We start from the raw sequence: 13,644 nt of genomic DNA on the forward strand, positions 1-13,644 counted from the left end.
ACTTTGTACTGCGTAAAATCCTAAATACGCATAGGATAATCGCAAAATTGCATAGGAGAATCGTGAATGTGCATGGCAATATCCTAAATGTGCATAGGAGAATCACAAAGTTGCATAGGAGAATCGTGAATGTGCATGGCAATATCGTAAAGTTGCATAGGAGAATCGTAAATGTGCATGGCAATATCGTGAATGTGCATAGGATAATCTTAACTACAGCCACAAGAATCTTAACTGCAGGTTCGAATATCGCAACTACGCATAGGAGAATCTTAACTACAGCCACAAGAATCGTAACTGCAGGCTCGAATATCGCAACTGCAGGTAGGAGAATCTTAACTACAGGCACAAGAATCGTAACTGCAGGCTCGAATATCGCAACTGCAGGTAGGAGTATCGTAACTACAGCCCCAAGAATCGTAAATAAAGAATGTCCTGTAACAGGTGATGCTTCAGGTCACTTTAGTTTAAAGGTATTTGATAGTGATGTTTGTTGTTACTGACTTTTTGTTGATTTTGAATTTTGAGTCTTCGTAACTTGGTGGGCCAAATGAGCCTTTGGCATTATTAGAAACTCCGACTCCTTCTTTTGGCATTCCCAAAAAGTTAGTATCGAGCTTGCTGTTGTTGTTTTCATCGTGAACAACTGTTATGACATATTCGCCATCGGTGGTGTCTTTTAATACCAGGGTTGATTTGCCGTTTGTGATTTTGCCAGTGGCGGTATTAATGGCTTTGTTAGGTCCTGCAGAATATCCTTTTTTGGAGTTGTATAAGTAAACTATACATTTTCCCTTGTCGGTTTTTAAGCCGCTGATGTTTATGGTTATTTCGCTGTTTTGGGCATACCCAATGAAGGCTATCATGCCTAATAAGAAAGGGAATATTTTACGTTTCATTTTAATTGTTTTGTAGGTATGGTTTGCGAAATGTGCAATATTGTTATTATATATTCAGTCCAAAATAAATTCCACTAACTATTGTCACCAGCAAACCTGAGTATAAATAACTTTTGGCTTTTCTTTTTTCTGTTAATGTTATGTATTTATAAATTCCAAAAATTAATGGTAATGAAGTTAATATTATGAAGCTAACATTTTCAGTCAACATGGCTTTTTCTGAACTTGCACCAGCACCAGAGCCAAAATGAAGAAAGAAAAATAAAATAAGACCAAAAAAACCTCCATAGACACAAAGTGATTCAATTATAATTAATAGAAAGAATAAGCGTAAGTTCATGTAAGTTTGTTTTCTTGTTAGTATTGTTTTCCCTTATTTATGGGTACGGTTTGCAAAACTCGTTAACGTATGCAACGTTTATTCTTTTACAGTTGTTTCCAGAATATCTTTTGGCGGAATCATTTGATACGGTTTTGCAATATATTCTATTTTATTTTTCAAAGGGTAAGTAATCTTCCAAATAGTTTTGATTTCATTTTTATCAACCTCAAACATTTTTGTTATAATCCATTTTCCATCATTCCATTCAAGTTTGCTTCCGCTTCCACCACCATTACCAATATAAAACTCCGTAATTTTCCTTTGATAAATGTAAAATGTTGGATTTGATAAGTCAGATAATTGTTTGTTTAAAACATAATTATGCTTTGCAATATCGTAAAGGTAAACTCGGATTTTATTTTTTATTCCAGTTCCAGATTGCCCATAATAACCAATTACAAAATCTTTATTATTGTCATAATTTAAGTCAATTAAAGTGTTATAATCAGCAGAAGTAATTTTACTTTCTGCATTAAATGCCTTTAATAACTTTTGGCTTTTAGCTTTTAAAGTCGCTTCGTCAACTTTTTTAGTTTGAGAATTACAATTTATAAAGATAAAGGCAAAAAAAATAAAAGATAATATTCTCATTTCGGTTTTTTAAATTGTGCATAATTCATTTATATGTAATACGATTAAACAAAGCTACCTAGAAACGTTATAACTCTAAAAAAACATTTAGCTCCTGATTGTAATAGTATTCTGCTAATATAGCGAAAATCGAACGGTGTTAAAACAAAAAAACTTCCCTTTTCAGAGAAGTTTCATTTATAAAGAATTTGTTTTTTTAAACGTCATCGTAATCTACTGCGATAGTTTCTGAGGTTGGGTGCGCTTGACAGGTAAGTATTAAACCGTCGGCGATTTCTTTATCAGAAAGAATAGAATTTTTTGTCATTTCGGCTGTTCCGGCTGTAACGCGGGCTAAACAACTGCTGCATATTCCGCCTTGACAGGAATAAGGTGCGTCGATGCCTTGTTTTAGAGCGGCTTCCAGGATGGTTTGCTTTTGTGACATTTCGAAAGTAGTTTCTTCATCATCTACCAAAACGGTGATTTTAGAATGACCTTCTAATGATTTTTCTATTTTATTTTCTTTGGAAGAGGTGGTAAACAATTCGAATTTTATAGCAGAATCTTTTACGTTTTTTTCTTTCAGAATACCAGAAACGGTATTGATCATTTCTTCGGGACCACACAAATAGAATTTATCAAATTCGAGTGCAGCGTGTTTGTTATTCAACACAAAATTCACGGCTGATTTATCGATTCGTCCAAATAATGCATTTTCGGCTTTGGCTTGACTGAACACATAATGTACAAAAAGTCGGCCTACGTATTGCAATTGCAAGTCGTGTAACTCTTGGTAAAAGATGGTTTCTTCGGGAGATTTATTTCCGTAAACTAATACGAAAGAGCTTTTAGGTTCGCTTTTTAAAACGGATTTCAAGATAGAAAGCACGGGAGTGATTCCGCTACCGGCTACAAATGCCACATAGTTTTTTTGGCGGTCAGCCTGAGGTTCAAAAGTAAATTTTCCTTCTGGTTTTCCTACTTCAAGCACATCGCCTGCTTTTAGTTTCGTATTGGCAAACTGGGAGAACAAGCCATTATTTACTGCTTTTACAGCAATTCGTAATTCTCCGCTTTCCGGAGCAGAACAAATAGAATAAGCCCGACGGATTTCTTGGTTGTCTAAAGTCAGTCTCAGATTAATGTATTGACCGGCAACAAAAGTATAGTTTGGTTTTAATTCTTCAGGAACGTTAAAAAGTATGGAAACCGCATCTTTGGTTTCGCGTTTTACTTCTTTTATGATTAATTTTAAAAAAGATGGCATGTGATTAATTTTTTACAAAAGTAGGAAATGGCAAATAAAAGGTTCCATTTTATTGTAAAATATTTCATTTTTGCCGTAACATTTCTTAATATTCAGCTACTTATTGCTAAAACCTAACCCCAAAAAAACCATGTTTAAACGTTTTATTTATCTCGAATGGAAAGCTTTTTTTCGGTCGGCTTCCTTTGCATCGAACTTGGCACTTAAGATTTTTATGGCTTTTATAGCTATTTATTTCACATTAGTTTTCTTGGCCTTGGGCGTTATGGCCTTTTATATTTTGAAGAAATTGAATCTGGATCCGGTAGTTACGGTTAATAAATTCTTGATTTATTATTTCCTGTTTGATTTAATTTTTCGTCTGCTGTTGCAGAAAATTCCGGTGATGAATATTCGTCCGTTATTGATTTTCCCGATTAAAAAACCGACTATTGTTCATTTTTCGTTGGGGAAAACGGTTTTGTCTTTTTTTAATTTCATTCATGCTTTTTTCTTTTTGCCGTTTAGCATCGTTTTGCTTTATGAAGGATATGATGTTTGGAGTGTAATCCTTTGGCACATTGCTGTTTTTTCATTGGTTTATATCAATAATTTTTTGAATATACTGTTGAATAATAAAGACAATTTATTGGGAATTTTTCTTGGTATTGTTGCGGTTCTCGGAGGATTGCATTATTATAAATTCTTTGATATCACTACTTACAGTGCTCCGTTTTTTGACGGATTATTTCATACCAAATGGTTGTTTTTAGTTCCGGTTTTGGCTTTAGCCGGATTGTATTATGTGACGTTCCATTATTTTAAAAGCAATTTATACTTGGATGCGGGACTTTCGACCAAAGATGAAATTGCGAAAACAGAAAACTTAACGTGGTTGAACCAATTTGGGACGCTGGGTACTTTTTTGAAAAACGATATCAAATTGATTAAACGCAACAAACGTTCGAAGACCACAATCGGTATGAGTGTTATGTTTCTTTTTTACGGATTGCTTTTTTTCTCTAACGGGATTGAAGCGTATAACAATCCTGTGATGCATATTTTTGCGGGAATTTTTGTTTCTGGTGGGTTTTTGATTACGTTCGGGCAGTTTGTGCCGAGTTGGGATAGTGCGTATTATCCGTTGATGATGACCCAGAATATCCCGTACAAAGGCTATCTGAACTCGAAGTGGTGGCTGATGGTTATTGGGACTTTCATTTCTACCATCATTGCTTCTTTCTATTTGTATTTTGGCTGGCAGGTGTATCTTACCATTGTGGTGGGTGCGATTTATAATATTGGTATCAATTCGCATTTGGTTTTACTGGGTGGCGCGTACACTAAAACGCCAATAGATTTGAGTTCCGGCAAAGGTGCTTTTGGTGATAAAAAAGCATTCAATGTTAAAACCATGTTGATTTCGCTACCACAATTAGGACTGCCGGTTTTGCTGTATTGGTTGGGTTCTTATTTGGCTAATGCCAATGTAGGCCTGGCTTTAGTAACTCTTGCGGGTGTTATTGGTTTTGCTTTGAGAAATCCGGTTTTCAGCTTAATTGAAAAAATTTATAAAACCGAAAAATACGCGACCATTGATGCTTACAAGCAAAAAGGCTAAACGAAATTTTCAGACGTCAACTCCATAAACGATTATCTAAATCAACAAATCAACTTATCATGATACAAGTAAATCAACTTTCAAAAAAATACAACGGAACAACCGTTTTAAACATAGCAACACTTGAAATTCCGAAAGGACAAAGTTTTGGATTAGTAGGGAATAACGGGGCAGGGAAAACTACTTTTTTCAGTTTATTATTGGATTTAATCCAGCCTTCAACAGGTAATATCATCAATAACGAAGTTCAGGTAAATAGCAGCGAAGATTGGAAACCATTTACGGCTTCGTTCCTGGACGAAAGCTTTTTGATAGGCTATTTAACACCCGAAGAATATTTTTATTTCATTGGTGATTTACGAGGACAAAACAAAGCCGATATAGATGCTTTATTAGCAAAACATGAAGAGTTTTTTAATGGAGAAATCCTTAAAAACAAAAAATATTTGCGCGATTTATCTAAAGGAAATCAGAAGAAAGTGGGCATTATTGCTACATTAATCGGTAATCCCGAAGTGGTTATTCTGGACGAACCTTTTGCTAATTTAGATCCAACAACGGTAAACCGACTCAAAAAAATCATTAAAGAATTAGCTGAAAATCCAGCGGTTACAGTCTTGGTTTCCAGTCATGATTTGCAACATACAGTTGAGGTTTGTAACCGAATTGTAGCTTTAAATAAAGGAGAAGTGGTCAAAGACATTCAAACATCAGAAGAGACGCTGCAAGAGCTGGAAGCGTTTTTTGCGGTTTAAATTTCAATATTTCAAAAAGAAACGTATTTTTACCAGTGATTATACTAAAACCTTTGATTAGCAGTTAAAGGATAAAAACGTTTCCCATTGAAAACCAATACTTTTAAATATACATTTACGCTATTATTTTTATTTTTTCTGATAGCTTGTTCTACCAGAAAAGATACTTTTTTGGCCAGAAATTCACATGCTTTAAGTACAAAATACAACATCCTTTACAACGGACAAATTGGTTTAGATAAAGGAGTTGCAACTGTAAAAGCGACTACGGTTGATAATTTCTGGAAGCGTTTGCCTATCGAAAGAATGCAAATCAATGATGATTTTACCGCCGAAGGAAAACCTAAAAACACCGATTTTGAATTGGCCGAAACCAAAGCTACAAAAGCCATTCAGAAGCACTCGATGAACATTGGCGGAAGCGAAAAAAATACCCAGATAGATGAGGCGTATTTACTCTTGGGGAAAGCCCGTTATTATGACCAAAGATTTGTTCCGGCATTAGATGCATTCAATTATATTTTATACAAATATCCCAATAGCAGTAACATTTATACGGCTAAAATTTGGCGTGAAAAAACCAATATGCGTTTGGGAAATGATGCTTTGGTGATCAAAAACATCAATAAATTATTGAAAGACAATACCCTTAAGCATGCTGTTTTTGCTGATGCGAATGCGCTTTTGGCCGAATCGTTTTTAAATTTGGAAGAAAAAGACAGCGCTGTTGCAAAATTGAAAATCGCTGAGCAGTTCACCAAAGTAAATGCGGAAAAAGCCAGATATCGATTTGTTTTAGGACAGCTCTATCAAGAATTAGGCAAAAAAGACAGCGCAGGATATTGCTACCAGTCGGTTATTGATATGAACCGAAAAGCAGAAAGAAAATATGTTATTCAGGCTTACGCCAAAAAAGCACAGTTGTTTGATTATGAAACCGGAGATAAGGCAGCTTTTGTAGAAACGTATAATAAGTTAATCAAAGACCGCGAAAACCGACCTTTTTTGGATGTTCTTTTTCATGAAATGGGTGTTTTTTATGATAAAAATGAAGACCAAAAATTAGCTTTTCAATTTTATAATGCGTCGTTGAAAAAAGCATCAAAAGATCCGTATTTGGTTGCCTCTAATTATAGAAATATAGGAAACAGGTATTTTAAAAACACGGATTATCTATTGGCTTCAAAGTATTATGACAGTACTTTGGTGAAATTAGATGTGAAAACAAGAGAGTACATTCACATTCAAAAAACACGAAAAAATTTAGATGAAGTCATTCAATATGAAGCAATCGCGAAACGCAATGACAGTATTTTGAATTTGGTTGCTTTGTCTGAACAAGAGCGAATTATTTATTTTGAGAACTACATCGATACTCTAAAAAAAGCAGACGAAACCAAAAGAATTTTTCAAGAAAAACAAAAAGAAGCGCTTGCCAATATAGAAAGAAACACCAATCCTAATTCGATGGAGCTGGATGACAATCAAGCGCCAATGGGGCCGGGTATTCCGCCAATGGCTCCGCCTTCAATGAACAGCAATCCTGTAAAAGAGACTGCAAGTGTTTTCTATTTTTATAATCCTACAACAGTAGCTTTTGGAAAATTAGAATTCAAAAAAAATTGGGGTGATAAGGCATTGAAAGGAAACTGGAGATTACCTGAAAATTCAGGTGCCGGTATTGTTTCGGACACTATAAAAAGGGATATCGCAACCGCTGAAGAGAAATTAGGTGCGGATCAAATCATCGAAAAATACACTACAGCGTATTATTTAAAGCAACTTCCTACAGTGCAAACCGAAATAGACAGTATTGCCAAAGAACGCAATTTTGTTTACTATCAGCTTGGTATTATTTATAAAGAAAAATTCAAGGAATACCAATTGGCGAGTACTAAACTGGAATTGTTGTTAAAACGAAATCCGGATGAAAAACTGGTTCTTCCGTCAATGTATAATTTGTATAAAATATATCAGATTACCGATGCCAATAAAGCGGAGGAAATGAGAAAAAATATTTCGACTCAATTTCCAAATTCGCGTTATGCACAAATTATAAATAACGCTGCACAAAACGGAATTTCTATAAATGAAGCTCCGGAAACCGTTTATAATAAATGGTATAAATTGTACGAAGAAGAGCAGTTCAAGACTGTTTTAGAAAAATCGGATGAGTTGATTAATCAGTTTTCCGGGGACGAGATAGTATCAAAATTCGAATTGCTGAAAGCCAATACAATAGGAAAATTACAAGGATTGAATGCCTATAAAAATGCTTTACAGGAAGTGGTCAATAATTATCCGAATAGTGAAGAGGGTAAAAATGCACAAGGAATTTTGAACACGCAAATTCCGTTTTTAGAACAAATGAATTTCACCACCACAGACACAAAGAATTGGAAAATCATTTATAAAGTGGGTGCCAGAGACGATAAAAACACGAAGACATTAGAAGAAAAAATAAAGAAATTCATTGCCGAAGAAAACTTGTATAAGTTATCCTATTCCTATGATATTTATACGGATCAACAAAATTTGTTGGTAATTCACGGGATAAAATCAGAGGTTTATGCCAAGGATATTGTGCAGGTATTGAAAGAGAATAAAAATTTCAAAATTACGGAGCCGGCCATTGTAGTTTCTAGTGAAAATTACAAAGTTATTCAAATCAAGAAAAATCTGGACGCTTATTTAGCATCAAAAAATCAATAATTATGTTTGATAAAAAAAAGCCAAAATCATATACCGATCTTTTAGGTAAAACGAATAGAATTGTTGAAGGAACTCTCATAAAAGGAGACATTAATTCGCAAGCGGATTTTAGATTGGACGGAGAATTAATAGGGAATTTTCAATCGAACGGGAAAATTGTTATTGGTCCTGCCGGAAGTGTTGTGGGAGATATCATTTGCAAAAATGCAGATATTGAAGGAAAGTTTAACGGTAAGATTCAAGTTACCGAAATCCTGAATGTAAAATCGAAAGCAAGTATTTACGGGGAAGTTACTGTGGGCAGATTATCTGTAGAACCCGGAGCAGATTTTAGTGCTTCTTGCATTATGAAGACCAACGTAAAAAATCTAATGCCAAGCGATGGAGGACAACAAGCCCAACAAAAAACAGTTTAATAAATGGCTCGCCCTGATTAATATTCCGATCCAAATGGGGGCAATCATTTTTCTATTTTCCTATTTTGGAAATTGGCTGGACGATAATTATGCAAGTCCAAAAGTCTATTATAATAAAATCCTGATTATGGTTGGAGTTGCATTGGCCTTGTACAATGTAATCAGACAAGTAAACGAAATCAATAAATCACAATAATTCCTAACCCGAAAACCTAAAAGAACTACACGTTAGTATTTGATTTGGGTTAACAACAGACCATGAATTTAAAAACGTACAAACCACTATTGGGTTTATTAGTATTGGCTGCATTAGCCTATGTCCTTCATAAATTAGCTTTCTATTTTTTAAAAATAAACACACAAATATTTTATTATTCCATTGAAACACTTTACCTGATGTTTCTGGGCTTATCAATACTGGTTTTTATTGTTTTATTAAAAGTCAAAGAGAAAAGTTTTGATAATGTTGGAATGTCATTCCTGCTGGGAACAAGCATCAAGATGGTTGTGTGTTATGTTATTTTAAGACCGCTTTTACAGGTATCAAACTCAAGTATTGCAATAGAGAAAAATAATTTTTTTGTGATGTTTATTCTCTTTTTGACAATAGAGACTATCCTTACAATACGCATATTAAATGAAAAGCAATAAATTAGGCAATAAAATGGCAAAATACATGAAAAATAATTTTTTATATTCTTTTGAATATTAATAAAAAATGTACCTTTGCACCAAATTTCAGAAACGTAATAAATTAAGATATTTAACAGATATGGTGATTTCAAACAAACCACTTAGATTTATAATAGCGACTTTAGTAGCGTGTCTTCCATTAATTAGTTTTGCAAATCCAGTTGAGGATACGACAAAAGTGAAAACAGAAGTTGCTCACGAAGCAGCTGCAGAAGAGGCCCACGCTGAACCAACAGATGTGAAATCTAAAATCAAAGCGTTTATTAATCATCACCTTTTGGATGCTCATGATTTTACATTATCTGTAAATGAAGAAACAGGTGAGCATTATGGTTTCTCTCTTCCTATTATTCTTTGGGATAATGGTTTGCAAGTATTTTCTTCTGCAAAATTCCACCACGGAGAAGAAGTTGCAGAAAGCAATGGTAATTTCTACGTTTTACACCACGAAAAAATATACAAAACAGAGGCAGACGGTGCTTTGACTGAAGAGCATGGTCATCCTACAAATGTTACTCCATTAGATTTATCTATTACAAAAAGTGTCGTTGGTATTATAGGTATCGCTATATTAATGTTTATCTTGTTTACAGGTTTGGCAAAATCATATGCTAAAAATAACGGAATTGCTTCTGGAGCAGGACGTTTCTTTGAGCCTTTGGTATTGTATGTAAGAGACGAAATTGCTATACCAAATATTGGTGAAAAGAATTATAAAAAATACATGAGCTACTTGCTTACTATATTTTTCTTTATTTTCTTTTTGAATATATTAGGATTAACTCCACTAGGATTTAATGTAACCGGAAATATTGCCATTACAGCATCACTAGCGTTATTGACATATTTAATCACTACTTTTTCTGCAAATAAAAATTATTGGGGACACATTTTCTGGATGCCGGGTGTGCCAACTCCAATGAAATTTATCTTAGCTCCAATTGAATTATTGGGAACTGTCATTAAACCTTTTTCATTGATGATACGTTTGTATGCTAACATCTTGGCAGGACACGTAGTTTTGATGAGCATCATTGGTTTGATGTTTATCTTTAAAAGCTGGATTGGAAGTACATTGTCATTTGGATTGGCGTTTGCGCTTTCTATCCTTGAAATATTAGTAGCGTTTTTACAAGCGTATATTTTCACGATGTTATCTGCCCTTTATTTTGGAGCCGGTAATGAAGAGCATCATCACGACGAAGCTCACCATTAAGTCGAAAGTCAAACGTCGAAAGTTTAAAAGTCAGCTTGACTTTATGACATTAGACTTTACAACTTTAGACTATTAATAAGAATGTTTAATTTTTAATATATATATTATGCAAATTCCAACTATTGTAGGAGCAGGATTAATTGTAATCGGAGCAGGTTTAGGTATTGGTAGAATTGGTGGTTCAGCAATGGACGCTATCGCTCGTCAACCAGAAGCTTCTGGAAAAATCCAAACAGCTATGCTTATTGCAGCTGCACTTATTGAAGGTATTGGTTTCGCTGCGTTATTCGCTGCTTAATTAAAAACTCAAAAACGATAGTTACAACGGTTGGTTGTGACTATTGTTTTTAAAATTAAAACATTACAAATTGCTGTTTTATAGCAATTAAAAAAGATTCATAATTTAAAATTTATAATTATATATAATGGATAAGTTAATAAATGATTTTTCGTTTGGTTTGTTTATTTGGCAAGTATTAATATTTGTTGGATTAATGTTCTTATTAAAAAAATTCGCTTGGAAACCCATTCTTGATGCCGTTAATGACAGAGAAGAAGGGATTAAAAATGCATTAGAATCTGCTGAAAATGCTAGAAAAGAAATGCAAAATTTACAAGCTGACAACCAACGTATTTTACAAGAAGCAAGATTAGAGCGTGACAACATGCTTAAAGATGCTCGTGAAATGAAAGAGAAAATGGTTGCTGATGCTAAGAATGAAGCGCAAGTTCAAGGTCAAAAAATGATCGAGCAAGCAAAAGCAGCAATCGAAAGCGAAAAAAATGCCGCTATGGCCGAATTGAAATTACAAGTTTCAACGTTGTCATTGAGTATTGCAGAAAAAGTATTGAGAGACGAATTATCTAACAAAGAAGCTCAAACTAAATTAGTTGAGAAAATGTTAGATGACGTAAAACTGAACTAAATTATGGCAAGTACAAGAGCAGCAATTCGTTATGCAAAAGCAATTTTAGACTTATCAAACTCGAAAGGGGTTGCTGAGGTTGTGAATAACGACATGAAATTGATTGCTTCAACAATCAATGGGAATTTAGAATTAAGTACTTTTATTCAAAATCCAACTACCAAAGTTGAGGTAAAAGAAAAAGCACTTTTAGAAGTTTTTGCAGGAATAAATGCTGTAACTCAAGGGTTGTTTCATTTGTTGTTTGAAAACAAAAGATTCGAAATCCTAGAAGCAATTGCATTAGAATACAGTAAATTATCTGACATTATGAATGGTGTTGAAGTAGCAAAAGTTACTACTGCAATTCAAATGGATGCAGCATTAGAAGCTAAAGTTTTAGCTAAAATTGCTACGCTTTCAGATAAAAAAATTACAATAGAAAATACAGTAGACGCTTCAATTATTGGAGGGTTTATTTTAAGAATAGGCGATAAGCAATACAATGCTTCAGTAGCCAACAGATTACAAGCATTAAAAAGAGAGTTAAGTAATTAGTTTTATTACACATATAAGTGTCTAAATTATAAATTAAGATGGCGGAAATCAAACCTGCTGAAATTTCAGCAATATTAAGAAAGCAAGTAGAAGGTTTTGAATCTGGTGCTACACTAGAAGAAGTAGGAACAGTACTTAATGTTGGAGATGGTATTGCTCGTGTTTACGGGCTTTCTAATGTTCAATACGGGGAATTAGTAGAATTCGATAATGGTCTTGAGGCTATTGTATTGAATCTTGAAGAAGATAATGTTGGTGTGGTACTTTTAGGATCATCAGTAGGTATCAAAGAAGGTTCAACTGCTAAAAGAACACAACGTATTGCTTCTCTTAAAGTAGGAGAAGAAATGGTAGGACGTGTAGTAAACACCCTTGGTTTTCCAATTGATGGAAAAGGACCAATCGGTGGTGAATTATTCGAAATGCCTTTAGAAAGAAAAGCTCCTGGAGTTATCTTCCGTCAACCAGTTACTGAGCCATTACAAACAGGAGTAAAAGCAGTAGATGCTATGATCCCAGTTGGTCGTGGACAACGTGAGTTGGTTATTGGTGACCGTCAAACAGGTAAATCAACCGTTTGTATTGACACTATCTTAAATCAAAAAGAATTTTACGATGCTGGTAAACCAGTATATTGTATTTATGTTGCAATCGGGCAAAAAGCTTCGACTGTAGCTGGAATTGCAAAAATGTTAGAAGAAAAAGGAGCAATGGCTTATACCATTATTGTTGCTGCTAATGCTTCTGATCCATCTCCAATGCAAGTATACGCTCCTTTTGCAGGTGCTGCAATTGGAGAATATTTCAGAGATTCAGGTCGTCCTGCTTTGATTGTTTATGATGATTTATCTAAACAAGCGGTTGCGTATCGTGAGGTTTCTCTTTTATTAAGAAGACCACCGGGACGTGAGGCTTATCCTGGAGACGTTTTTTACTTACACAGTCGTTTATTAGAGCGTGCTTGTAAAGTAATTGCTGATGATGGAATTGCTAAAAACATGAATGATTTACCAGATTCTATCAAAGGAATCGTAAAAGGTGGTGGTTCATTAACAGCTTTACCAATTATCGAAACTCAAGCTGGTGACGTTTCTGCATATATACCAACAAACGTAATCTCGATTACAGATGGTCAAATTTTCTTAGATGGGGATTTGTTCAACTCTGGAGTACGTCCTGCAATTAACGTAGGTATTTCTGTATCTCGTGTGGGTGGTAATGCACAAATTAAATCAATGAAAAAAGTAGCAGGTACTTTGAAACTAGATCAAGCTCAATTCCGTGAATTGGAAGCGTTTGCTAAATTTGGTTCTGATCTTGATGCTGTTACATTAAACGTAATTGAAAAAGGAAAAAGAAACGTTGAAATCTTGAAACAAGGTTTGAACGACCCTTATACAGTTGAAGACCAAGTTGCAATTATCTATGCTGGTTCAAAAAACTTGTTGAGAAATGTTCCTGTGAATAAAGTAAAAGAATTTGAGAAAGATTTCTTAGAATTCTTGAACAACAAACACAGAGCAACTCTTGATGCTTTGAAAGCAGGAAAATTAACAGACGAAATTACAGATGTAATCGAGACTGTAGCAAAAGAAGTTTCAGCAAAATATAACTAATTTAGTGAAAAGTGAAAAGGGAGTAGTTTTGACTATTCACTTTTCACGACTC

16 protein-coding genes are annotated in these 13,644 nt (G+C 34.3%); 12 read left to right on the top strand and 4 right to left on the bottom strand.

What is annotated here, in order from left to right; translation table 11 throughout:
- Positions 1 to 194 precede the first annotated feature (194 nt).
- On the top strand, positions 195 to 503 hold the full coding sequence (locus O6P34_RS04785; RefSeq protein WP_281324530.1) for a hypothetical protein: 309 nt from the start codon (positions 195 to 197) through the stop codon (positions 501 to 503).
- Here the strand turns inward: O6P34_RS04785 and O6P34_RS04790 are convergent.
- From O6P34_RS04790 to O6P34_RS04805, 4 genes are all read right to left on the bottom strand, one after another.
- Complete coding sequence (locus tag O6P34_RS04790; protein WP_269686189.1) at positions 468 to 899, bottom strand: DUF2141 domain-containing protein; 432 nt, start codon at positions 897 to 899, stop codon at positions 468 to 470. The two genes, O6P34_RS04785 and O6P34_RS04790, sit on opposite strands and share 36 nt — an antisense overlap.
- 46 nt (positions 900 to 945) lie before the next feature.
- Positions 946 to 1,239 carry a hypothetical protein gene (locus O6P34_RS04795; RefSeq protein ID WP_269686190.1) on the bottom strand — a complete coding sequence of 98 codons (294 nt, stop codon included), beginning with the start codon at positions 1,237 to 1,239 and terminating at the stop codon, positions 946 to 948.
- A 78-nt stretch (positions 1,240 to 1,317) separates the two neighbouring features.
- Entirely contained in the window at positions 1,318 to 1,872 is a 555-nt protein-coding gene (locus tag O6P34_RS04800) for an XAC2610-related protein (RefSeq protein WP_269686191.1), read from the bottom strand.
- A gap of 196 nt (positions 1,873 to 2,068) precedes the next feature.
- Positions 2,069 to 3,121, bottom strand: a complete 1,053-nt coding sequence (locus O6P34_RS04805) for a ferredoxin--NADP reductase (RefSeq protein ID WP_269686192.1) — start codon at positions 3,119 to 3,121, stop codon at positions 2,069 to 2,071.
- Positions 3,122 to 3,251: 130 nt separating this feature from the next.
- Here O6P34_RS04805 and O6P34_RS04810 point away from each other — a divergent pair, with 130 nt between their 5' ends.
- From O6P34_RS04810 to atpA, 11 genes are all read left to right on the top strand, one after another.
- Positions 3,252 to 4,721 carry a DUF5687 family protein gene (locus O6P34_RS04810; RefSeq protein ID WP_269686193.1) on the top strand — a complete coding sequence of 490 codons (1,470 nt, stop codon included), beginning with the start codon at positions 3,252 to 3,254 and terminating at the stop codon, positions 4,719 to 4,721.
- A 59-nt stretch (positions 4,722 to 4,780) separates the two neighbouring features.
- Positions 4,781 to 5,476 (top strand): ABC transporter ATP-binding protein, encoded by a 696-nt coding sequence (locus O6P34_RS04815; protein WP_269686194.1) that lies wholly within the window; start codon positions 4,781 to 4,783, stop codon positions 5,474 to 5,476.
- Between the two features lie 87 nt (positions 5,477 to 5,563).
- Positions 5,564 to 8,188, top strand: coding sequence for a type IX secretion system periplasmic lipoprotein PorW/SprE (porW, locus tag O6P34_RS04820; RefSeq protein ID WP_269686195.1), 2,625 nt, complete (start codon positions 5,564 to 5,566; stop codon positions 8,186 to 8,188).
- 2 nt (positions 8,189 to 8,190) lie between these two features.
- Positions 8,191 to 8,604, top strand: coding sequence for a bactofilin family protein (locus O6P34_RS04825; RefSeq protein WP_269686196.1), 414 nt, complete (start codon positions 8,191 to 8,193; stop codon positions 8,602 to 8,604).
- The gene (locus O6P34_RS04830; protein WP_269686197.1) at positions 8,570 to 8,800 is read left to right on the top strand and encodes an AtpZ/AtpI family protein; all 231 of its coding nucleotides are present in this window, start codon (positions 8,570 to 8,572) and stop codon (positions 8,798 to 8,800) included. Before O6P34_RS04825 ends, O6P34_RS04830 begins: the two co-directional genes overlap by 35 nt.
- Before the next feature lie 62 nt (positions 8,801 to 8,862).
- Positions 8,863 to 9,255: a hypothetical protein gene (locus O6P34_RS04835; protein WP_269686198.1), complete on the top strand. Its 393-nt coding sequence runs from the start codon at positions 8,863 to 8,865 to the stop codon at positions 9,253 to 9,255.
- A 121-nt stretch (positions 9,256 to 9,376) separates the two neighbouring features.
- Positions 9,377 to 10,513, top strand: a complete 1,137-nt coding sequence (gene atpB / locus O6P34_RS04840) for a F0F1 ATP synthase subunit A (protein ID WP_269686199.1) — start codon at positions 9,377 to 9,379, stop codon at positions 10,511 to 10,513.
- Between the two features lie 106 nt (positions 10,514 to 10,619).
- Positions 10,620 to 10,811, top strand: a complete 192-nt coding sequence (atpE, locus tag O6P34_RS04845) for an ATP synthase F0 subunit C (protein WP_077374818.1) — start codon at positions 10,620 to 10,622, stop codon at positions 10,809 to 10,811.
- 127 nt (positions 10,812 to 10,938) lie between these two features.
- A complete protein-coding gene (locus O6P34_RS04850; protein WP_269686200.1) occupies positions 10,939 to 11,439 on the top strand; it encodes a F0F1 ATP synthase subunit B in 501 nt (166 codons plus the stop codon).
- A gap of 3 nt (positions 11,440 to 11,442) precedes the next feature.
- Entirely contained in the window at positions 11,443 to 11,976 is a 534-nt protein-coding gene (atpH, locus tag O6P34_RS04855) for an ATP synthase F1 subunit delta (RefSeq protein ID WP_269686201.1), read from the top strand.
- Between the two features lie 38 nt (positions 11,977 to 12,014).
- Complete coding sequence (gene atpA, locus O6P34_RS04860; RefSeq protein WP_269686202.1) at positions 12,015 to 13,592, top strand: F0F1 ATP synthase subunit alpha; 1,578 nt, start codon at positions 12,015 to 12,017, stop codon at positions 13,590 to 13,592.
- The last annotated feature ends 52 nt before the right edge of the window (positions 13,593 to 13,644 follow it).

The sequence above is a fragment of the Flavobacterium lacustre genome (genome assembly GCF_027474525.2).
Classification (GTDB): Bacteria; Bacteroidota; Bacteroidia; order Flavobacteriales; family Flavobacteriaceae; genus Flavobacterium; species Flavobacterium lacustre.